Source organism: Brachybacterium sp. AOP29-B2-41 (assembly GCF_052378395.1).
Taxonomy (GTDB): Bacteria; Actinomycetota; Actinomycetes; order Actinomycetales; family Dermabacteraceae; genus Brachybacterium.
Map to the genome: position 1 here is coordinate 80,268 of NZ_JBQSXR010000003.1, position 19,822 is coordinate 100,089.

Sequence of the window (19,822 nt, forward strand, 5' to 3'; positions counted from 1 at the left end):
CCACGGCGACCAGGACTTCTATCAGTCGTGGGGCGTTGCACGTGCGGCGAGGGGCAGGGCATCAGCCCGCCCCGGGCCGGGACCGCCGAGCGCAGAGATCGGCCGTACGGGCCGCAGCGCCCGGAACAGCAGGCCGAGGATGTAGGCGGCGATGGTCAGCAGCACGATCACGCCGCCCGGCGGCAGATCCACGTACACGGTGATCAGCAGTCCGCCCAAAGAGCAGAGCACGGCGATCACCATCGCGGTGCGCATGGTCCGGGCGAAGCCGACCACCAGATGCTGGGCGGCGGCGACGGCGACGATCATCAGCGCGGAGACCATCAGAGCGCCGACGATCCGCATCGAGAGGGTGACGGTCAGCGCGGCCATCACCGCGATCAGCACGTTCACCACGCGCACCGGCAGTCCGGAGGCACGCGCGAATTCCTCATCCGCCGTGACCGCGGCGAGCAGCCCGGAGAGCCCCACCCCGATCGCCAGCACCAGCACCGCGAGCACCAGCGCGATCACGGTGTCCGGTGCGGTGACGGTGGACAGGGAGCCGAAGAGATAGCCCATCAGGTTCTGGGAGGTGCCTCCGGCGAGCTGGATGATCACCACGCCACCGGCGATGCCGCCGTAGAACAGGATCGCCAGCGCCACGTCGCGGCTGGTGTGGCTGACCTCCCGGACGTATTCGATCAGCACGGCGCCGATCACCGAGGCCGCCAGGGCGCCGGGGATCGCCAGCAGGTCCGCGGGGGAGGCGGTGAGCCAGGCACCCACCAGCCAGCCGACGGCCACGCCGGTGAGGGCGACGTGACCGAGCCCGTCGCCGAGCAGGGACAGCCGCTTCTGGACCAGGTAGGTGCCGACCACGGGGGCGGTGAGCCCGATGAGCACCGCGATGATCAGCGGGTAGCGCAGCAGGTCGGAGGTGAGGATGTCGAGGGGCGAGATCACAGGGGGTTCATCTCCTGGCCGAGGCACTGATCGATCGGGGCGGCATCCTCGGGATGGCCGTGCCCGGGATGGAGGCGCGGGCGGTCCTCGACGGGTCCGTCGTGCACCACATGGCCGTGGTCGAGCACGACGGCGCGATGGATGTCTCCGGTCAGCGGACCGGTCTCGTGAAGGACCACCAGGATCGAGGTGCCGGTGGCGGACAGCTCGCGGAAGAGCTGGGAGATGAGGTCCTGGGTGGGCAGGTCGACCCCGGAGAACGGCTCGTCGAGCACCAGCAGGTCAGGGTCGCGCACCAGGGCGCGGGCGATCATCACGCGACGCCGCTGCCCGCCGGACATCCGGGTGATGGGACGAGCGGCAAGATCCGACATCCCGACCTGCTCGAGGGCCTTCAGGACCCGGGGGTCACGGCGGCTGGGCCACCACGACCGAGCACCCAGCAGGCCGCTGGCGACAGTCTCCTGAGCGGTCGCGGGGATGGACCCCGCCTCTGCGGAGTCCTGCGGCACGTAGCCGAGACGGTCGTGGGCGAGGCTGCGATGGACCGGCTCTCCGAACAGCCGCGCGCTGCCGGAATCGAGCGGCAGGATCCCCACCGCCGCGCGCAGGAGAGTCGACTTGCCGGAGCCGTTGGCGCCCAGCAGGGCCACCAGCTCACCGGGGACGATGCGGAGGTCTACGTCGTGGAGCACGCGCTGCCCACCTCGGCTGACGGAGGCCGCAGTGACCTCGACGACGGGCACGGTGTCGATAGAAGCGTCGCTGACTGCGTCGATGGCCCGGCCGGCGGCGGGGCGGGCGACGGGACCGGCGGCAGAGGTGATGTCGCCGCTCACGTCCAGCTCGCGACCAGGGCAGTGCAGTTGTCTCGCATGACCTGAGGATAATCCGCGTCCTCCGACTGCTGGGTCTCGAGATTGTCGAGCTCGGCGCTCTCGATGCCCAAGTTCTTCGCGAGGGTCTGGGCGACCTTGGGGGAGGCGGAGGATTCGAAGAAGATCGTGCTCACGCCTTCGTCCTCGACGACTCCCTCGAGCGCGAGCAGGCGCTGCGGGGACGGCTCGGTCTCGGGATCGACACCAGAGATGCCGATCTGGTGCAGCGCATAGCGCTCGGCAAGGTAGGCATACGCGGCATGGCTGGTGATGAAGGGCCTCTCGCCGCTCACTGCACCGAAGGACTCCACGAGCTCGGCGTCGAGCTCCTCGAGCTCGGTCCGGAGGGTGCTTGCCGCGTCGGTGAAGGACTGCGTGCTCTCCGGGGAGTGCTCACCCAGGCGAGCGGCGATGGCGTCTGCGAGATCGGCCATGCGCAGCGGGTCGTGCCAGAAGTGGGGATCGTTCGGGCCATGGTCATGACCGTCGTGGGAGCCGCCGCCATCGGAGGCGTGCTCGGCGTGCTCCTCCTCGGTCTCGCCCTCGTGGTCCGCCTCGGCGTGCTCCTCATGGGAGCCTTCGGCGCCGACGGGCAGCAGGCTGATGGCGGTGGAGACGTCGAGCACGTTGCCCTCGCCATGGGAGGCGATGGCGTCGTCCACCGCATTCTGGAAGCCGGGGATCTGGAGCACCAGGTCGGCCTTCTCGATGGCCATGACCTGCTTGACCGAGAGCTCCAGGCCGTGCGCGTCAGCTCCCGGCGAGGAGAGGTCCTCCAGCGCGACGTGCTCCCCGCCGATCCTGGAGACCAGGTATGCCAGGGGATACGCCGAGGTCACCACCGACAGCTTCCCGTCGGCCGCACCGCTCTCGCCCCCGCACGCCGCGAGGAGGGCGGTGCCGACGGTGAGGCCGGCAGCGGTGAACAGGGAGCGCCGGGTGGGGCGGGACGGAAGCGACATGACAATCATTCTCACCACCGTTCCGGCGGTGTGCAAGTGGATCGGCCGCTCAGGTCCCCTCGCGTGGGGACCGTCACAGTGCGGGAGGTGACTATGCTGGGGCGGTTCCGACCCACACCGTCACCAGGAGTATCCCCGTGGCCAAGGCCCCCGCCAGCACGCTGGACAACGTCATCGCACTCGCCAAGAAGCGCGGCTTCGTGTTCCCGGCCGGTGAGATCTACGGCGGAACCCGCTCCGCCTGGGACTACGGACCCCTGGGCGTCGAGCTCAAGGAGAACATCAAGCGGCAGTGGTGGCGCACCTTCGTCCAGTCCCGCGGCGACATGGTGGGCCTGGACTCCTCGATCATCCTGCCCAGGCAGGTCTGGGAGGCCTCCGGCCACGTGGAGACCTTCACCGACCCGCTGGTGGAGTGCAAGAGCTGCCACAACCGGTTCCGTGAGGACCACCTCCTGGAGGCCTTCGAGGAGAAGAAGGGCCGCGCCCCGGAGGGCGGCATGGCGGAGATCGCCTGCCCCAACTGCGGCACCCGCGGCGAGTTCACCGAGCCGCAGCAGTTCTCAGGCCTGGTGAAGACCTTCCTCGGCGCCGTCGACAACGAGGCGGGCCTGTTCTACCTGCGCCCCGAGACCGCGCAGGGCATCTTCGTGAACTTCCTCAACGTGGTCACGGCCACCCGACAGAAGCCGCCCTTCGGCATCGGTCAGGTCGGCAAGGCGTTCCGCAACGAGATCACCCCCGGCAACTTCATCTTCCGCACCCGCGAGTTCGAGCAGATGGAGATCGAGTACTTCACCCCGCCGGCGGAGGCCGATCAGCAGTTCAAGGACTGGGTCGAGGCCTGCTGGGACTGGTTCATCGATCTGGGCATCGACTCAGAGAATCTGCGCCGCTTCGACGTGCCCGAGGATGAGCGTGCCCACTACAGCGCCGGCACCATCGATCTCGAGTACCGCTTCGGCTTCCAGGGCAGCGAGTGGGGCGAGCTGATGGGCATCGCCAACCGCACCGACTTCGACCTCGGCGCCCACACCGACGGCTCCGGCACGAAGATGCAGTACTTCGATCAGGCGGCGAACGAGCGCTACACGCCGTACGTCATCGAGCCCTCCTTCGGCCTCACCCGCGCCATGATGGCCTTCCTGGTGGACGCCTACAGCGAGGACGAGGCACCCAACGCCAAGGGCGGCGTCGACAAGCGCACCGTGCTCAAGCTCGACCCGCGCCTGGCCCCGGTCAAGGTCGCGGTGCTCCCGCTGTCCAAGAGCGAGGACCTGGTCCCGCGGGCCACGCAGCTCGCCGACCAGCTGCGCAAGCACTGGAATGTCGAGATGGACGTCACCCAGGCCATCGGTCGTCGCTACCGCCGTCAGGACGAGATCGGCACCCCGTTCTGCATCACGGTGGACTTCGAGACCGCCGAGGACCAGTCCGTCACCATCCGCGAGCGCGACACGATGGCACAGGAGCGGGTGGCCCTGGACCAGGTCGAGGCCTACCTCGCCACGCGCCTGCTCGGCGTCTGAGAACAGCCGCCGACGAGTCGCCTGCGCTCCGGAATCCCGGGGCGCAGGCGCGGGCCCGTGCAGGTCAGGCAGTCCGGCCGGGGTCAGAGCTGATCGGGTCCCGCGCCGCGGCGGCCCAGCACCAGCTGCAGCTGCGGGACCACCATGCGGGCGAAGGTCCTCAGCAGCGCCTGCTGATCGGCCAGCGGTGCATTCGGGGGCAGCACGAGTGCGAGCTCGTCGGCCGTCTGCACCACCGGGTCCTCCCACAGCTTCCTGGCCACCTCCGCCGGTTCGTCCAGCACCACTTCGCTGAACACTGCGTCGTGCCCGCCGATCTCCTGGCCGTGGTGCTCGCCGACGATCCGCGGATCCGCGGTGCGCTCCCGGGGGAGGAGGGTGACGTAGCGCTCCAGCTCCGCGTCGCTGCGCACCGGCACCATCTGGCGGCTGACCATCACCGTGCCCTCCCCGAAGCCGGCCTCCTGCGAGGCCTCCCGATAGGCGGTCAGCACCTCCAGCTGCAGCTCCTCGAAGGAGCGTCCGGATCCGTCGTCCGGAACCATCGTCGCCAGCTGCAGCTCGAGTCCCAGCCGCCCCGCCATCGCCGCCCGCTGCGGACCCGCCGCACCATAGGCGAGCCGGGAGCGCAGGGACGGGACCCGGGGCTGCATCCGCAGCGGCGCACCGGGATCGATCCCCTCGATGTGCGAGTCGGCGCCGGCCACGATCTCGCCGTCGAGCAGCGAGAGCAGATCGTGCAGGATCCGGTCCACATGATCGGCGCGCTCATCGCGGAGAGCCCCGAAAGCACGTGCGTACATCGCGTCATTCGCCGAGTAGCCGGAGCTGACCCCGGGGCGGAGCCGGCCTCCGGTGAGCAGATCGGCGGAGGCGAGGTCTTCGGCCAGCCTTCCCGCGTTCTCGAAGCGCAGCGGGATCACCGCGGTGCCGAGCTGGATTTGTCGGGTGCGCTGGCCCAGTGCGGCGAGGAAGAGCAGCGGCGAGGACAGGGAGTCCTGCAGGTGGCGCACCCGCACATAGCCGACCTCGTAGCCGAGCTCCTCGGCGGTGAGGAACAGCTCGATGCCCTCGTCGATCCCCGTGCTGGTCACCGCCGTGCCGGTGGTGCGGATCCCGGTGTGGTCGACCTGGGTCACGAAGCCCATGCGGGGCACTCGGTGGGTTGATGATGCGGATGTGGACATCTCACGCCTCCTGCGACGAGGGCCGGGACGGCGCGGAGGGAGAAGGGCGATGCGCCGCTGTCTCCATGGTCTCGCACCGGAGCGGGTTCGCACAGGGACCAAGCTCCTGGACGTCTCCTCCCCATCGGGCGTCGATGCACATCACCCCCGTCATGACTCCCGCCTGACCGGGTGAGATGGGACAATCGAGGGGATGACCACCGTTGAGACCTCGCCCCTGCTGAGCGACCCTGCCGCGCCCGCCACCTCGGCCGCCGTGACGGGTCCGCGTCGCACCCTCACCATCGGCCCGCACACGATCGACACCCCTGTCGTGCTCGCGCCGATGGCAGGGATCACCAATATGGCGTTCCGCCTGCTGTGCCGTGAGTTCGGCGCGCTGCACAGCCAGGACGACGGCGGTCTGTTCGTCGGCGAGATGGTCACCACGCGCGCGCTCGTGGAGGGGCACAAGGAGTCCTGGCGCCTGGTGACGATGGGGGAGCGGGAGACCCCGCGCTCGGTGCAGCTGTACGGCGTGGACCCCGCCACGGTGCGCCGCGCGGTCGAGATGATCCGAGAGCGCGATCTCGCCGACCACATCGACCTGAACTTCGGCTGCCCGGTCCCCAAGGTCACCCGCCGCGGCGGCGGCGGCGTGCTGCCCTGGAAGACGGAGCTCTTCACCCGCATCGTCACCGCCGCGGTCGAGGCCGCCGGTCCTGAGGTGCCCGTCACCGTCAAGACCCGCATCGGCATCGACGACGAGCACCAGACCTTCCGCGACGCCGGGCTGATCGCCCAGGAGGTCGGCGCGGCGGCGATCGCCCTGCACGGCCGCACCGTCGTCCAGCACTATTCCGGCGAGGCCCGCTGGGGCGCGATCACCGAGCTCAAGGAGCTGATCACCGACATCCCCGTGCTCGGCAACGGTGACATCTGGTCCGCCGAGGACGCGCTCGAGATGATGGACCAGACCGGCTGCGACGGCGTCGTCGTCGGCCGCGGCTGCCAGGGACGCCCCTGGCTGTTCGCCGACCTCGCCGCCGGATTCGCCGGCAAGCCCGACCGGATCCAGCCCTCCCTGGGCGAGGTCGCGCAGATCCTGCGCCGCCACGCCGAGCTGCTGATCGAGTTCTTCGAGGACGAAGGCCGGGCCCTGCGTGATCTGCGCAAGCATGTGGCCTGGTACTTCAAGGGATACCCCGTCGGCGGCGAGATGCGCCACCGGCTGGCGACCATGGAGTCCCTCGCCGACCTCGATGCCAAGCTCGCCGAGCTCGACCTCGAGAGCCCCTATCCCGGTGCTGCGGTCGAGGGACCGCGCGGCCGGGCCGGCACGCCGAAGAAGGCCCACGTCCCCGATGGCTGGATGTCCTCCCGTGAGCTCAGCACCGAGCACGCCGCCCGCCTCCACGAGGCCGAGCTCGACACCTCGGGAGGATGACCGCATGACCACCCCGTCTCCGGCCGGCTATTCGGCGCCCGACCTCGAACGGTGGGTTCCCGAGCCCCCGAAGTCGCAGGCTCGTACACCCTTCCAGCGGGACCGCGCGCGCGTGCTGCACTCCTCCGCGCTGCGCCGGCTCGGCGCCAAGACCCAGGTGCTCGGCGCAGGGTCGAACGACTTCGTGCGCACCCGCCTCACCCACTCCCTCGAGGTCGCCCAGGTGGGCCGCGACATCGGTGCCGAGCTCGGCTGCGACCCCGACATCGTCGATGCCGCCTGCCTGTCCCACGACCTCGGACACCCGCCGTTCGGGCACAACGGCGAGAAGGTCCTCGACGAGCTCGCCGCGGACTTCGGAGGCTTCGAGGGCAATGCCCAGACCCTCCGCCTGCTCACCCGGCTCGAGCCGAAGGTCGTGGGGGAGGACCGTCCCTACGGCCTGAACCTCACCCGGGCCAGCGTCGACGCGGCGATCAAGTACCCGTGGACGCGCGGCCAGGGCCCCGATCCGACCTCGGTGAAGTTCGGCGCCTATGCCGACGACCTCGACGTCTACACCTGGGCCCGAGAGGGAGCGATCCCCGGCAGGCAGTGCTTCGAGGCGCAGGTGATGGACCTCGCCGATGACGTCGCCTACTCGGTGCACGACATCGAGGACGCCATTACCGGCCTGACCCTGGACCTCAAGCGGCTGCAGGATCCGATGGAGCGAGCCGCGGCGCTGTACGTGGTCCAGGACTGGTACATGCCCGGCGAATCCATCGATGCGCTCGACGAGGCGCTCACGCGGCTCGAGGCCGAGCCCTACTGGATGCCGACCTTCGACGGAACGATGCGCTCGGCCGCCGCGCTGAAGGACATGACCAGCCAGCTGATCGGCCGCTTCACCCACTCCGCGATCTCCGCCACCCGTGCCGCCCACGGCCAGGACGCCATGTCCAGATACGCGGGAACGGTGGAGGTGCCCGATCACACCCACCTCGAGATCGCCGTGCTCAAGGGCCTGGCCGCCGCCTATGTGATGTCCTCCGCGTCGCAGCAGCCGGTGTACGAGGCCCAGGAGGAGATCATCCGCGACCTCTACTCGCGGCTCTGGAACACCGGCACCCAGTACCTCAGCCCGCTCTTCGCCGAGCTCTGGCAGAGCGCCACGGACGACGACGTGCGGCGCCGGGTGGTCGTGGACCAGATCGCGTCCTACACCGACGTCACCGCCCGCAGGCTGCACGAGGTCCTCTTCGACCGGGACCTCACGCACATCACCGCCGCGGACACCCCCCTGCCCGGCCTCGGATCGGAGCTCTGAGCCGGTGGCCCAGGGACTGATCCGTCGCGCTGACGTGGAACTGGTGCGGGAGCGCTCCCGCCTGGACGAGGTCGTCGCCGAGCACGTCACGCTGCGCACCGGCGGAATCGGCTCGATGAAGGGGCTGTGCCCCTTCCATGACGAGAAGACCCCCTCGTTCAACATCCGCCCGCAGCTGGGCCACTGGCACTGCTTCGGCTGCGGCGAGGGCGGGGACGTCATCTCCTTCGTGCAGAAGATCAGCCACCTCAGCTTCGTCGAGGCGGTCGAGATGCTGGCCGGCCGCTACGGGGTCCAGCTGCACTACGAGGACAGCGGCGGCGGCAGCGCGGATCGGCCCGACTTCGGGACCCGGCGCCGGCTGCTGGATGCCCACTCCATCGCCGAGGAGTACTTCCGCGAACAGCTCAGCACCCCCTCGGCGGAAGTGGGCCGCAGGTTCCTCACCGAACGCGGCTTCGACCAGGAGGCCGCCGCGCACTTCGGCGTGGGCTTCGCCCCGGAGGGCTGGGACTCACTGACCGGAGTGCTGCGCTCCCGCGGCTTCACCGAGGCTGAGCTGACCGCGAGCGGCCTCGTCTCCCAGGGGCAGCGCGGGGTCTACGACCGCTTCCGCGGGAGGCTCGTCTGGCCGATCCGCGACATCACCGGCAACACCATCGGCTTCGGCGCCCGCCGCCTGCTGGAGTCCGACCAGGGCCCCAAGTACCTCAACACCCCCGAGACCGCGATCTACCACAAGTCCAGCGTGCTCTACGGCCTGGACATCGCCCGCAAGGAGATCTCCTCCCAGCACCAGGTGGTGGTGGTCGAGGGCTACACCGACGTGATGGCCGCCCACCTCGCCGGGGTCACCACTGCGGTCGCTTCCTGCGGCACCGCCTTCGGCCCTGATCACGTGAAGATCGTGCGCCGGGTGATGGGGGACTCCAACGCCTCGGCCGGGCTGCGCCTGAACACTGATGGCCGCGGGCTGGCCGGCGAGGTCATCTTCACCTTCGACGGCGACGCCGCCGGACAGAAGGCGGCGCTGCGCGCCTTCGAGGAGGACCAGCGGTTCGTGGCCCAGACCTATGTCGCGGTCGAGGCCGGCGGCATGGACCCCTGCGAGCTGCGGATCACCCAGGGCGACCAGGCGGTGCGGGACCTCATCGCGGGCCGTCGGCCCCTGTTCGAGTTCGCGATCCGCTCGGCGATCGCCCAGGTGGACCTCGACACCGTCGAGGGTCAGGTCACCGCCCTGCGGATGGCCGCGCCGGTGGTGGCACAGATCCGCGACCGTGCGATGCGCCCCGAGTATGCGCGTCGGCTCTCCGGCTGGCTGGGGATGGAGGAGCGCACCGTGCTGCGCGCCGTGCATGACGCGGCCCGCAGCGAAGGCCGCGGCGGCCACCGGGCCGACGAGCCGGCACCGACGACCGAGCGGCCCGGCGAGCGGGGATCCGGGGCCGACGGCGCGCCGCAGAGCCTGCCGCTCGCGCGCCTGGCCGATGCGGTCAACCCCCGTGACCCCGTGGGGCAGGTCGAGACGCAGTCGCTCGCAGTCATGCTCCAGGCGCCGCAGCTGCTGGACCCCGAGAAGGTGGCCTCGCTCCCGGACGACTCCTTCCACGTGCCCACGCTGCAGGGGGTGTGGGACGTGATGCTCGCGGCCGGCACCCTGCTCGACGCCGTCGCGGGGGAGCTGCATGCCGCCCGCTACCTCGAGCAGGTCCTCGAGATCGCCGGCGAGACCATCAGGCCGATGATCGTCGAGATCGCGAACCTCGACCTGCCGGCCCGGGACGAGGAGGATCTGCGCAAGCTCGCTGACTCGCTGCTGAACCGCCTCACCGAGCTGTCGATCACCCGTGAGTACTCAGTGCTCAAGCAGCGCCTGCAGCGCACGGATCCCGGGGATGCGGAGCGGCATCAGGAGATCATGTCGCGCCTCGCGCAGGTGCAGGTCAAGCGCCGCACGCTGCGCGCCGGGGACGACTGAGGGACCCTCCTACCAGGGAGGCGACGACGGTCAGAGCAACGACGCGGCGCGGGCCACCAACTGGGCCCGGGAGACGCTCAGCGCGTCCCGCAGGCGCCCTACGAGGGTGGTGCTGCTGGCCCTTCCGGGGCTCTGCAGCCCGTCCAGGAACTCGGTGCCGATCACGGTGTCCTGCAACTCCCCGAGCACGTCCTGCACCTGCTGCGCCTCCTCCAGATGCGCCTGAGCGGCAGGCTCCACCGGAGCCAGCAGCTCGGCGGCATAGCGCCAGCGCTTGGCGGCTTTGCGCGCGGAATGGAGGGCATCCGGCTGCCCGCCCGCGGCGGAGAGTCGGCGCCTGACCGTGTCGCGGGCGCGTCGCAGCGTGTCCTCTGTCGCGGGCATCGCGAGCGACGGCGGCGCTGCGCTCCACTGCTCGAGCTGGCCGACGGCCCGCGCCCAGCGTGCGTCCTCGGCATGCGCGCGGAGGTCCGTGAGCGCCCGCTCGCGGGCGGAGGTCAGGGCCGCGGCGAGCGCGTGCTGCTCGCTGGACGGTGCGTCAGCGGAACGCGCGTCGGCGTCGGTGGCGCTGAGTGACTCCGCCAGGGGCAGCAGCAGCTCGGCGAGCACGTCGGCGTCCCGGACGGCGCCGAACCCGAGAGCGACCCACTGCAGGTCCGCGTCATCGGCGACCAGGTCGGGGAAGGACTGCGGGAACGTGCGCACGGTCGCACGGAGCCGGCGCAACGAGGTGCGGGTGTCATGGACCATCTCGACCGACGGTGCGGCGGCGAGATGCCGCACGCCCTCGAGCGCCCGCGTCGTATGCAGGGCGAGGTACGCGGTCAGGGGGTCACGGTCACTGCCCATCGTCGGCCTCCTCGAAGTGAACCGTCGCGGTCATACCCCCATCGAGACTACGGGGCCAGCGCGCTCCTGACGGCGGGCTCCTCACGGTGCCCTTCAACGACCGCTTCACCGCCGACTGGCCCCACCTGGTCAGCAGGTGGGGCCAGCCGCTGCCGATGAACGGTGAACCGCTGAAGGGACGTGGCGCTAGCTGCTCCGTGCGGCGGAGGAGGCGGCCGATGCCGCCAGCGCGCTGATGACCAGGAACGTCGACTGGGTGACGCTGAGGCCTGCTGCCTGGGCGCCCGCACTGCCGGCCTCGTACTCACGTGCCCGCTGGATGACTGCAGAGGTCCAGGGGATGTCCGGGTCCAGCTGGTGGAGCTGTGCACTCGCGGACAGCAGCGCGATCAGGGCTCCGGTCCGCGCACTGGCGCGTGCGCCATCCACCAGCACTGCCCGGATCTGGGAGAGCAGCTCCTCCCGCCGGGAGCTACCCAGTTCGATCCGCTCCCGGGGGATGAAGCCCAGAAGGGTCGTACGGCGCCGGCGCAGATGCCCCTTCGCGAGCAGCTTCTCGATGACCCGGCTGCGAAGGTCCGGCCCGACAGCTGAGATCACGGTCTGGGGGTAGCGGGACTTCCTGGCCAGGTAGTCCCATGCCGGGCGGAGCAGGTCCTCGTGAGGGGAGGAGCTCATGCGCGAGGTGATCCGGTCCGTCCCATCACCCGTCGCCTGCACCAGGTCGCGCAGCGCGAGCTCGGTGAGGGCCGCGCCTCCTAGGATGTAGAACAGGGTGTTCTCCCCGGCGATGCTTCCCGAGGTGGGCTGGAAGAGCAGGAGCAGCGTGTCCTCGGCGAGCGTCGTGTCGACGCTGTGCTCGGGGTGGGGTGACGGTGATCGATGGGCCGGCTGGTCGTGGTGCGTGGTCATGGGTCCTCCTTCGATGGGTGCATGTATGTGCGTCGCGTATCCGGTGCGTTGCTCATCCGGCGCAGCGGTCTCAGCGGCGGGGCTCCCACCGGAAGAACCGCTGGGCGAGCGCGACGCCGACGGCCACCCAGGCGATGGTCGGCGGCAGCAGGAGCAGGTTGTCGACCAGGCCGGTGCCCCCGTTCCAGGCGTTGATGGTGAGCTCGGTCGCCGCTCCGCCGGGCAGCAGACGCTTGAGCATGCCGAGCTCCTCGGTACCGGTCAGTCCGATCCAGAAGGCCACCGCTGAGGTGCCCATGGTGATCGGGAGGGTGGTGATCTGGGCGTGCTCCGGGGACGTGGTGATCCCGGCCGTGGCTAGGGCCAGACCCACCATCATCGCCACCAGGGACAGGGCGGAGACGATCAGCAGCGGGATGCTCGCAGGGATCTCCGTGAGGACTGCCAGTACGACGAGCACGGCGGTGACCTGGAGCAGGCCGATCATGGCCGGCGGGCCGAGGATCCCGGCGAGGGCGGCCGTATCGCTGACCGCGGTGGAGCGCAGACGCTTGAGGAACAGGGTCTGGCGACGAGCGGCCAAGGTGGAGACCGCCGTGGTGTACAGGCCCATGCTGATCAGGATCATCATGAAGACCCCGGCGAGGAGGCCCATACCGGCGGGCACCTGGCCGAAGAGATCCCGCTGGGTGATGAGCAGCAGGCTCATGCCCACCGGGATCACGGTGGCGCTGAAGAAGACGAGTCGGTTGCGCAGGATCTGTTGGAATTCGCTGCGGGCGATGGTGAACATCGATCTGTCCTTAGGGTGTGGGGTGAGCGGTGGGTCAGTGACGGGAGACGGCACGGAAGACGTCATCCAGGCGCGTGGGTCCGGCGTCGAGGTCGCGCAGCACGGTGTTGCTCGCGTGCGCCCAGGTGAGCAGGGCGTGGAGATCCTGCTGGAGATCCTCGGTGCGGATCAGCTGCCTGTCGTGGTCCGTGGGTGAGCTCTGCAGCGGCAGGTGGGGGACCAGCTCCTCGTCGAGGGCGAAACTGATGGTGCCGGGCAGAGTGCGGGTCAGCTCGCTGACGGTTCCCTGCCTCCGCAGGGTGCCCTCATGCATGAGGCCGATCCTGTCGGCCCGCTGCTGCGCCTCTTCCAGATAGTGGGTGGTGAGCACGATGGTCGCGCCGTCCTCACGGAGCCGGTCCACCGACTCCCAGAGGTCGTCGCGGGACTGGACGTCGAGCCCGGTGGTGGGCTCGTCGAGGAAGATCAGTTCGGGCGAGCCGTAGACGGCGGTCGCGAAGTCCAGCCGACGCTTCTCACCCCCGGAGAGGGAAGCGACCCTGACGTCGGCCTTCGAGGTAAGCCCGACCACGTCGAGCACCCGGCTGGGCTGGTCCTGGCGACCGGAGAGTCCACCGATCAGGGCCAGGGTCTCCCTCACGCTGAGGTCGGCGGCGAAGCCGCTCTCCTGGAGCATGATGCCGGTGCGATGGCGCACGGCCCGGCGGTCCATGGGGTCCTCTCCGAGGATCCTGACCCTCCCGGAGGTCGCGGGGCGGTGGCCCTCGATGACCTCCAGGGTGGACGTCTTGCCCGCACCGTTGGTGCCGAGCAAGGCGTACAGCTCGCCACGTCGGACCGAGAACGTGAGGTCCTTGACCGCGTGGAAATCGCCGTAGCTGATGTGGAGTTGTTCGATGTCGATGACTGTCGGTGAGTTCATGCCGCTATTCCACGCTCGTGGGCGCCACCACGGCAGTCGCGCTGCGTCACCAGCGGGCATGACGTTCTGTCACTTCCGGTGGTGCGGGGGATCCGAGATGATGAGTGGAGCAGAGCACCCGTCGGACCCCTGGAGCGGAGGCAGAGCAGATGACCTCGACCTCCATCACCGCACGACGGCGCCTGCACCGGGCCACGGTGATCACCACCGTGGTGGCCATCGCCCCGGTCACGCTCGCGATCGTCGCCATCACCTCCGGCAGCTGGCAGGAGGCTCTCGTGTTCAGCCTGGGGGTGCTGGTCGCCTTCCTGGTGCTGCTGGAGTTCGAGCCCGCCCGGTATCCGCGATCCACGGCGCTCGCCGTCGCCTTCTCCTACGCGATCTGGATCCTCAGCGCCGCGCTGGCCATCAATCCGGTGGCCTTCTTCGGAGCCGCGATCCTCAGCGGGGTGCTGATTCCCCTGCGACGCGGGCGGCACCTGGTGTGGATCAGCGGCGTAGGGGCGCTGATCGCCGCGATCGGCGGCCTGTACTTCGTGAACGAGCCCGTCACCTGGGTCGACCTGGTGCGCTTCGTGGTGATGCCGGGAGGGCTGAGCGTGTTCGTGGGAGCAGTGATCCTCCTGATCCAGAGCTATTGGCGGATCATCGACGATCTGGAGGTCGCTCAGGAGGCGGAGGCGGAGCTGGGGATCATGCGTGAGCGGATGCGCTTCGCCAGCGAGCTCCATGACATCCAGGGCCACACGCTGCACGTGGTGAACCTGAAGGTCGCGCTCGCCGAGGAGCTCGTCCACCGCGACCCCGCCCGCGCGATCACCGAGCTCCGCGAGGTGTACGCGCAGGTGGAGGAGACCATCAAGGAGACCAAGAGCCTCGCCTACGCCCAGCGCAGGCTCAACCTCCGCGCCGAGCTGGAGAACGCCCGGAACCTCCTGGCCGCCGCCGGGGTCACGGTGCGGATCACCCGCGCCGGGGAGACCCGCTCCGGGATCGGGGAGCTGCTGAGCCAGGTGCTGCGCGAATCGACGACGAACATCCTGCGCCATGCCCAGGCCAGCCGCGTCTCGATCACGCTCACCGACGGCGGGATCGAGATCGTCAACGACGGCGCGGCCATCGGCCCGGCGCCGGCCCTGCGCGGCCTGGAGACCTTACGCGCCCGGGTCGCGAGCGAAGGCGGCATGCTCACCGCGACGCAGGCCGGGGGCGAGTTCCGCACCACGGCCCACTTCCCTGCCGCGGACCCTGCCCCTGCCCCCGCCTCGTCAGAGCGTGTCGAGAGGAGGTTCCCGTGATCCGGATCGTGCTCGCGGATGATGAGGCCCTGCTGCGCTCAGCACTGGCCTCCCTGCTGCCCCTGAAGGCGGACATCGAGGTCGTCGGTGAAGCGGCAGATGGCGCTGCCGCTGTCGATGCAGTCATGGAGCATCAACCTGATGTGCTGCTCATCGACCTCGAGATGCCGGGCACGGACGGTCTCGCGGCGGTGGAGATCATCCGGCGGCGCCGCCCCGAACAGGTGATCCTCATGCTCACCCGACACGCCCGGCCCGGGGTGCTCCGTCGCGCCTTGAAGCTGGGCGTGAGCGGATTCGTGAGCAAAGCGGCCCATCCGGCCCTGATCGCCGAGGTGATCGAGACCCTGCATGCAGGCAGGCGCTGGATCGACCCCGAGATCTCGGCGCAGGCCGTGCTGGATGATTCCCCGCTCACCGACCGGGAGCTCGATGTGCTGCGCGAAACCCTCGAGGGCTGCTCGGTCGCAGAGATCGCGGCGCGGCTCCACCTCGCCGAGGGCACCGTCCGCAACTACCTCTCCAATGCCATGCACAAGACGCAGACCCGCACCCGGCGCGAGGCCGCCCGTTATGCGCGGGCTCGGGAGTGGCTGTGAGCGATGGGCGTGGGTGCCGAGGGGGCGTTCTGGCTGGTCAGGGGTTCGAACCCGCGACCGACGGATCAGGTGGGCGCCTCAGAGCTGCTTGACCACGGTCAGGAGGATGACGGAGTCTTCGACGGCGTCGAGCGAATGCGGCCCGTCGGGGACGGTCAGAAGGTCGCCCGGGGAGCCGTTCCATGACACCTCCCCGAACTTGAGAAGGACGCGGCCATTGAGCACCTGCACTGTGGCCTCACCAGGGTTCTCATGTTCGGACAGGCTTTCGTCGGCGCGGAGAGCGACGACCGTCTGGCGCAGTTGATGCTCATGACCTCCGAAGACAGTCTTCGCGCTCCGGCCGCTCGAGGCCTCACGGGCCTGGCCCAGCTCGTGACGGGCAAGGGCGACGAGGGAAACTTTCTGCATGAGGAGTGCTCCGCTTCGACTCCGCAATGAGCTCCAACTCGGATTCAAGCTCCTCAAATGGATCAAAGGCATCGAATTCGCGAATTCTTCGGCTACAGCCAGACCATCTAGATGCTGCGGGTCATGACGTGGTCATTTGCGGGCGCGTCAGTGCGCCTGCGGGATGCTGGACTCATCGCGTCGTCGGAGTTCCGGTGTCGACGTCTCTCTGCCAGACTCTCGTCATGGCAGCTCTCGACGCGTTCCCGAACCACGTCTTCGATGCCCTCGGCACGGAGCCCATCGTCCTGGAGGACCGGATCGGCGGCTCCGTGATGGTCGTCGAGAAGCGCCCCGAGAACGGACCGATCACCCTGATCACCGCCGGGGCCTCCCAGATCCCCACCGACTCGGGCGAACGGGTCGAGCTCGCGGTGGAGGTGGTCGACGGTCAGCAGGGCGCCGCCCTGGTGGCGATGAGGATCGTCTGCGACAACATCGCGAACAACCGGCGCGTGCCGCCGATGGGCACGCCGTGGCGCAACAGCGAGCCGTTCCTCTCGGGCACCGGGATCTCCGCGATCCTCGCGACGGGCTCCCGGTGGGGCGCCGCCTTCGACGAGGTGCGCTCCGAGCACGGCGAGGTCCTCGGCCGCGTGTGCACCCTGCGGCTGCTCACCGATGCCGAGGCGAGTCACATCGCCTCGAGCGGCTGGGATTCGTTGCGCGACGAGGCAGGATCTGTGGATGCCCTGCTGGACGTGACCCGGGGGAGTGCGGTCGGCGCGGCCGGACTGCCCGGTGCGATGCCCGTGTTCCTCTCGAAGCTCCACGCCGAGCATCCTCCGCGGTGGGTGACGTTCACCGGCCGGGAGGTCCAGTCGGTCACGGGGCTCGAGTCGGAGGCCTATATGGACGATGCGAGCAACCACGAGGTCTGGTCCGTCGGGTCCTTCCGAGACCGCTTCCCCATGGTCGACGGATTCCTCCGCGTCGCAGTTCCAGGCCAGACGGCGCTGTTCGCTGACGAGTCCGGCGCCTTCGCGATCGAAGACGACTGAGATGCCCGTGGCGGACCTTCCCAGGTGGGACCCCGCCGGCGGGGCGCTGTGACCTCTTGCGAGGGGGCCGCGCGCCGGGTACCCGAGGCGTCGGGCTCGTGGATGGATCGTCCGCAGCTCGCACCGTCCGCCCCGGGCTCACTCCTCGTCGACGCCCAGCGCCTCGACGCCCACGCCGGCGACCGGCACGATCTGCACCGACAGGTGGAGGTGCCGTTCGAGGCGACCCTCGCTGATCTGCTGGCCCTGGTGATCGAGCCGTTCCTGAGGGCCGCTCCCCGGAGCGACTGGCACTGCCGGGTGGGAGGAACAGGCCGATGGCAGGACTTTGCAGAGGCAACCTGGGACCCACCGCGCCAGCACCTGTCCGCACACCTCTTCGCCGAGGATCGACCAGCCCGGGAGCTCGCTGCCGAGGGACTGATCGAGATCGCCTGCCGGCCACGGTGACACGTGCCGGAGCGCAGTCGAGTCGATCCTCCGCGTCCTGTGCCAGGAGCAGCGGCAGAGAAGCTGGGCTGATCCAGAAGCGCTCATGGCTCCAGATGACACTCGATGGCGGAAGGTTTCGCAGGTCTTGGTACCCACGGCAGGCCCTTCTATCGTCGCCGTCATGACCGCCACAGCAAGCATCCAGTCCGCCGTCCCCGACATCTCCGCCGAAGATCGCGCCGCTCGCCTCACGAACGCCGGCAGCGCATGGGCCGAGCGCATGGATGCCGATCGGTCGAAAGCCCATCTGACCTACGCGGTCGAAGGCGCCGGTGCCGGTTCAGTGGCAACGACTGTGCGCGCTGGCAAGCATTCCTTCGTCGTCGACGAGCCCGCAGCGCTAGCTGGCGATGACGCCGGGACCAGCCCCGTCGAATACGCGCTCGGCGCGCTGGTCGGATGCCAGGTCGTCGTCTATCGCCTCTACGCGCAGCAGCTCGGCATTCCGTTCGATGACATCGTCATCAGGGCCGAAGCCGATCTGGACGCGGCGCGTCTGTTCGGCGCCGACGAGTCCGTGCGTGGCGGGTTCTCCGAGGTGCGGCTTGATATCGAGCTCTCGGGACCGGAGACGAGCGAGCGCTACGACGCGCTGCGCGAGGCCGTCGATGCCCATTGCCCGGTGCTCGACATCTTCCAGAATCCGACTCCGGTCAAGACCACCGTCACCCGCGCGTGATCACCGCCTTGCCGGTGTGACCACGGCCGGGGCAGGACTCCCCGGCCCGCTGCTGGCCGGGGTCAGGATCTGTTGCCGCCCCTGCGGGGCCCCTTCCTGCGCTTCCTGGTGGGGACGAGCGCAGCCAACAGCTCTAGGAGAAGGTCAAGTACCAAGGCCATGCCGGATCCTCTCTGGGGGTGACGGGACTCTTCGTTGAAGTCCCAGCTACGTCGTAGCCCAGGCGGGGCTTGAACCCGCGACCGACGGATTATGAGTCCGCTGCTCTGACCGGCTGAGCTACTGGGCCGTGCGCTCCTGAGGAGCGCACCCGAATCTACCGCACACGGGACACCGGGACGCACCCGAATCGGCGCCGTCGGAACCTGGGCTGCGCGGCGTTACCTTCGTCATATCAGCCGGTGGGAGGGCAGAACGGAGATGCGAGCACCGGCCAGATCCTGCTACAGTCGTTCAGGTCGATCCCGCATAGCTCAACGGCAGAGCACTCGACTGTTAATCGAGCGGTTCTTGGTTCGAATCCAAGTGCGGGAGCCCAGTACAGGAGCACAGCCCCGGAGATGATCCGGGGCTGTCCCATTTCCTGATGGTTCTCGTGAAGGAGAAGGACGATGCCCACCGTCCCCGATGACCGTTTCGAGCTCCCGGAGAGCTTCGGTCCCGGCAGCGTCTGGGCGGACCGCTCCGGTGCCCGCACCCTGGTGGGTCGCAACCAACGCGGGGTCGAGATCCCGATCGGCCATGGCGACGGGGAGATCAACCCCGGTGAGCTGCTGAAGCTCGCGCTGATCGGCTGCGCCGGAATGAGCAGCGATGTGAATCTCGCTCGCCGCCTGGGGGATGACTTCCCGATGCGCCTGTGGGCCCACGGGGCCTCCGACGCGGCCGAGAACCGCTACCTGAGCATCGCCGAAGAGGTGCAGCTCCCGTTTGAAGGGCTCACCGAGAGCGAGATCGCCACCGTGGTGAAGGTGTTCGGCCGCGCGGTCGCCGCCGGCTGCACGGTCGAGCGGTCCGTCGTCCCCGGCATGGAGGTCACCCACCGCGTGCTCGGTGCTGAGCGGGAGGCGCAGGCATGACCATCCGCCCTATCAGGGTCGTCGGCGACCCTGTTCTGCGCACTGCCTGCGACCCGATCACGAAGATCACCGATGGCACCCGCATCCTGGTGCGCGACCTGCTGGACACCGTGGACGACGAGGGGCGGGCCGGTGTCGCCGCCAATCAGATCGGGGTGAACCTGCGTGCTTTCTCCTGGCACCTGGTGGAGAAGCAGGAGCTCGGATACATCTTGAACCCCGTCATCGTCGAGCTCTCCGAGGAGCTCCAGCACGACGACGAGGGCTGCCTGTCGGTGCCCGGGCTGTTCTTCCCGCGCACCCGCTCCGCCTACGCCCGGTGCATCGGCACGAACCTCGAAGGTGAGGAGATCGAGTTCGCGGGGGAGGGGCTCATCGCACGGCTCATCCAGCACGAGGTCGGTCATCTCGACGGTGCGCTGTACATCGACGGCCTCGAACGCTCGGTCAAGAAGCGGGCGTTGCGCCAGATCAGGGAGACCCTCTAAGCTCTACACCGACAGCCACCTCTGTCATCAGATCCATCCGCGG

Annotated in this window: 20 protein-coding genes and 2 tRNA genes; 11 read left to right on the plus strand and 11 right to left on the minus strand. The window is 69.3% G+C overall.

Going from position 1 to position 19,822, the window contains the following annotated elements:
- Positions 1–21: 21 nt before the first annotated feature.
- From ACT3T9_RS04065 to ACT3T9_RS04075, 3 genes are read right to left on the minus strand one after another with little or no spacing between them, the layout of a single operon-like run.
- On the minus strand, positions 22–945 hold the full coding sequence (locus tag ACT3T9_RS04065) for a metal ABC transporter permease (protein ID WP_444606019.1): 924 nt from the start codon (positions 943–945) through the stop codon (positions 22–24).
- Complete coding sequence (locus ACT3T9_RS04070; RefSeq protein ID WP_441442940.1) at positions 942–1,784, minus strand: metal ABC transporter ATP-binding protein; 843 nt, start codon at positions 1,782–1,784, stop codon at positions 942–944. Before ACT3T9_RS04070 ends, ACT3T9_RS04065 begins: the two co-directional genes overlap by 4 nt.
- A complete protein-coding gene (locus ACT3T9_RS04075) occupies positions 1,781–2,785 on the minus strand; it encodes a metal ABC transporter substrate-binding protein (protein ID WP_441442941.1) in 1,005 nt (334 codons plus the stop codon). Before ACT3T9_RS04075 ends, ACT3T9_RS04070 begins: the two co-directional genes overlap by 4 nt.
- A 137-nt stretch (positions 2,786–2,922) precedes the next feature.
- On the opposite strand from ACT3T9_RS04075, the gene ACT3T9_RS04080 reads away from it, so the two are divergent.
- The gene (locus ACT3T9_RS04080) at positions 2,923–4,314 is read left to right on the plus strand and encodes a glycine--tRNA ligase (RefSeq protein ID WP_441442942.1); all 1,392 of its coding nucleotides are present in this window, start codon (positions 2,923–2,925) and stop codon (positions 4,312–4,314) included.
- Positions 4,315–4,397: 83 nt separating this feature from the next.
- Here the strand turns inward: ACT3T9_RS04080 and ACT3T9_RS04085 are convergent, their stop codons facing one another.
- Entirely contained in the window at positions 4,398–5,501 is a 1,104-nt protein-coding gene (locus tag ACT3T9_RS04085; RefSeq protein ID WP_444592132.1) for an LLM class flavin-dependent oxidoreductase, read from the minus strand.
- Positions 5,502–5,694: 193 nt separating this feature from the next.
- Between ACT3T9_RS04085 and dusB the strand changes: the two genes are divergently transcribed.
- From dusB to dnaG, 3 genes are read left to right on the plus strand one after another with little or no spacing between them, the layout of a single operon-like run.
- Complete coding sequence (dusB, locus tag ACT3T9_RS04090; protein ID WP_441442944.1) at positions 5,695–6,927, plus strand: tRNA dihydrouridine synthase DusB; 1,233 nt, start codon at positions 5,695–5,697, stop codon at positions 6,925–6,927.
- A 4-nt stretch (positions 6,928–6,931) separates the two neighbouring features.
- On the plus strand, positions 6,932–8,236 hold the full coding sequence (locus tag ACT3T9_RS04095) for a deoxyguanosinetriphosphate triphosphohydrolase (protein WP_441442945.1): 1,305 nt from the start codon (positions 6,932–6,934) through the stop codon (positions 8,234–8,236).
- Between the two features lie 4 nt (positions 8,237–8,240).
- A complete protein-coding gene (gene dnaG, locus ACT3T9_RS04100) occupies positions 8,241–10,217 on the plus strand; it encodes a DNA primase (RefSeq protein WP_444592131.1) in 1,977 nt (658 codons plus the stop codon).
- A gap of 30 nt (positions 10,218–10,247) precedes the next feature.
- On the opposite strand, the gene ACT3T9_RS04105 is transcribed toward dnaG, so the two are convergent.
- The 4 genes from ACT3T9_RS04105 to ACT3T9_RS04120 all read right to left on the minus strand — a co-directional run bounded on the left by ACT3T9_RS04105 (position 10,248) and on the right by ACT3T9_RS04120 (position 13,693).
- A complete protein-coding gene (locus tag ACT3T9_RS04105) occupies positions 10,248–11,066 on the minus strand; it encodes a CHAD domain-containing protein (RefSeq protein WP_444501888.1) in 819 nt (272 codons plus the stop codon).
- Between the two features lie 186 nt (positions 11,067–11,252).
- The gene (locus tag ACT3T9_RS04110) at positions 11,253–11,978 is read right to left on the minus strand and encodes a GOLPH3/VPS74 family protein (RefSeq protein WP_441442948.1); all 726 of its coding nucleotides are present in this window, start codon (positions 11,976–11,978) and stop codon (positions 11,253–11,255) included.
- A 70-nt stretch (positions 11,979–12,048) separates the two neighbouring features.
- Complete coding sequence (locus ACT3T9_RS04115; protein WP_444592130.1) at positions 12,049–12,771, minus strand: ABC transporter permease; 723 nt, start codon at positions 12,769–12,771, stop codon at positions 12,049–12,051.
- 34 nt (positions 12,772–12,805) lie between these two features.
- Positions 12,806–13,693, minus strand: coding sequence for an ABC transporter ATP-binding protein (locus tag ACT3T9_RS04120; protein WP_444592129.1), 888 nt, complete (start codon positions 13,691–13,693; stop codon positions 12,806–12,808).
- Positions 13,694–13,842: 149 nt separating this feature from the next.
- Between ACT3T9_RS04120 and ACT3T9_RS04125 the strand changes: the two genes are divergently transcribed.
- Together ACT3T9_RS04125 and ACT3T9_RS04130 are read left to right on the plus strand one after the other, a co-directional pair.
- Positions 13,843–14,991: a sensor histidine kinase gene (locus ACT3T9_RS04125; protein WP_444592128.1), complete on the plus strand. Its 1,149-nt coding sequence runs from the start codon at positions 13,843–13,845 to the stop codon at positions 14,989–14,991.
- The gene (locus tag ACT3T9_RS04130) at positions 14,988–15,590 is read left to right on the plus strand and encodes a response regulator (protein WP_441442952.1); all 603 of its coding nucleotides are present in this window, start codon (positions 14,988–14,990) and stop codon (positions 15,588–15,590) included. The genes ACT3T9_RS04125 and ACT3T9_RS04130 overlap by 4 nt, the downstream gene beginning before the upstream one ends.
- 78 nt (positions 15,591–15,668) lie before the next feature.
- On the opposite strand, the gene ACT3T9_RS04135 is transcribed toward ACT3T9_RS04130, so the two are convergent.
- A complete protein-coding gene (locus ACT3T9_RS04135; RefSeq protein WP_441442953.1) occupies positions 15,669–16,001 on the minus strand; it encodes a cupin domain-containing protein in 333 nt (110 codons plus the stop codon).
- 224 nt (positions 16,002–16,225) lie between these two features.
- Here ACT3T9_RS04135 and ACT3T9_RS04140 point away from each other — a divergent pair, with 224 nt between their 5' ends.
- Positions 16,226–17,041, plus strand: coding sequence for a suppressor of fused domain protein (locus ACT3T9_RS04140; protein WP_444606020.1), 816 nt, complete (start codon positions 16,226–16,228; stop codon positions 17,039–17,041).
- 138 nt (positions 17,042–17,179) lie between these two features.
- Here ACT3T9_RS04140 and ACT3T9_RS04145 read toward each other — a convergent pair whose 3' ends face one another.
- Positions 17,180–17,335, minus strand: coding sequence for a hypothetical protein (locus ACT3T9_RS04145; protein WP_444598975.1), 156 nt, complete (start codon positions 17,333–17,335; stop codon positions 17,180–17,182).
- Between the two features lie 319 nt (positions 17,336–17,654).
- Between ACT3T9_RS04145 and ACT3T9_RS04150 the strand changes: the two genes are divergently transcribed.
- The gene (locus ACT3T9_RS04150) at positions 17,655–18,212 is read left to right on the plus strand and encodes an OsmC family protein (protein ID WP_444606021.1); all 558 of its coding nucleotides are present in this window, start codon (positions 17,655–17,657) and stop codon (positions 18,210–18,212) included.
- A 215-nt stretch (positions 18,213–18,427) separates the two neighbouring features.
- On the opposite strand, the gene ACT3T9_RS04155 is transcribed toward ACT3T9_RS04150, so the two are convergent.
- A tRNA-Ile gene (locus tag ACT3T9_RS04155) sits at positions 18,428–18,501 on the minus strand.
- A 173-nt stretch (positions 18,502–18,674) separates the two neighbouring features.
- Between ACT3T9_RS04155 and ACT3T9_RS04160 the strand changes: the two genes are divergently transcribed.
- The 3 genes from ACT3T9_RS04160 to ACT3T9_RS04170 all read left to right on the plus strand — a co-directional run bounded on the left by ACT3T9_RS04160 (position 18,675) and on the right by ACT3T9_RS04170 (position 19,779).
- Positions 18,675–18,746: transfer RNA gene (locus tag ACT3T9_RS04160), tRNA-Asn, on the plus strand.
- Between the two features lie 77 nt (positions 18,747–18,823).
- Positions 18,824–19,291, plus strand: coding sequence for an OsmC family protein (locus ACT3T9_RS04165; RefSeq protein WP_442331689.1), 468 nt, complete (start codon positions 18,824–18,826; stop codon positions 19,289–19,291).
- Complete coding sequence (locus tag ACT3T9_RS04170; protein WP_444592124.1) at positions 19,288–19,779, plus strand: peptide deformylase; 492 nt, start codon at positions 19,288–19,290, stop codon at positions 19,777–19,779. Before ACT3T9_RS04165 ends, ACT3T9_RS04170 begins: the two co-directional genes overlap by 4 nt.
- Positions 19,780–19,822 lie beyond the last annotated feature (43 nt).

Excerpts from the sequence above, each read along its gene's own strand:
- ACT3T9_RS04075 (WP_441442941.1), bottom strand. The coding sequence starts at position 2,785 with ATGTCGCTTCCGTCCCGCCCCACCCGGCGCTCCCTGTTCACCGCTGCC.
- ACT3T9_RS04085 (WP_444592132.1), bottom strand. The coding sequence starts at position 5,501 with ATGTCCACATCCGCATCATCAACCCACCGAGTGCCCCGCATGGGCTTC.
- dusB (WP_441442944.1), top strand. The coding sequence starts at position 5,695 with ATGACCACCGTTGAGACCTCGCCCCTGCTGAGCGACCCTGCCGCGCCC.
- ACT3T9_RS04095 (WP_441442945.1), top strand. The coding sequence starts at position 6,932 with ATGACCACCCCGTCTCCGGCCGGCTATTCGGCGCCCGACCTCGAACGG.
- ACT3T9_RS04105 (WP_444501888.1), bottom strand. The coding sequence starts at position 11,066 with ATGGGCAGTGACCGTGACCCCCTGACCGCGTACCTCGCCCTGCATACG.
- ACT3T9_RS04110 (WP_441442948.1), bottom strand. The coding sequence starts at position 11,978 with ATGACCACGCACCACGACCAGCCGGCCCATCGATCACCGTCACCCCAC.
- ACT3T9_RS04115 (WP_444592130.1), bottom strand. The coding sequence starts at position 12,771 with ATGTTCACCATCGCCCGCAGCGAATTCCAACAGATCCTGCGCAACCGA.
- ACT3T9_RS04120 (WP_444592129.1), bottom strand. The coding sequence starts at position 13,693 with ATGAACTCACCGACAGTCATCGACATCGAACAACTCCACATCAGCTAC.
- ACT3T9_RS04125 (WP_444592128.1), top strand. The coding sequence starts at position 13,843 with ATGACCTCGACCTCCATCACCGCACGACGGCGCCTGCACCGGGCCACG.
- ACT3T9_RS04135 (WP_441442953.1), bottom strand. The coding sequence starts at position 16,001 with ATGCAGAAAGTTTCCCTCGTCGCCCTTGCCCGTCACGAGCTGGGCCAG.
- ACT3T9_RS04140 (WP_444606020.1), top strand. The coding sequence starts at position 16,226 with ATGGCAGCTCTCGACGCGTTCCCGAACCACGTCTTCGATGCCCTCGGC.
- ACT3T9_RS04150 (WP_444606021.1), top strand. The coding sequence starts at position 17,655 with ATGACCGCCACAGCAAGCATCCAGTCCGCCGTCCCCGACATCTCCGCC.
- ACT3T9_RS04165 (WP_442331689.1), top strand. The coding sequence starts at position 18,824 with ATGCCCACCGTCCCCGATGACCGTTTCGAGCTCCCGGAGAGCTTCGGT.
- ACT3T9_RS04170 (WP_444592124.1), top strand. The coding sequence starts at position 19,288 with ATGACCATCCGCCCTATCAGGGTCGTCGGCGACCCTGTTCTGCGCACT.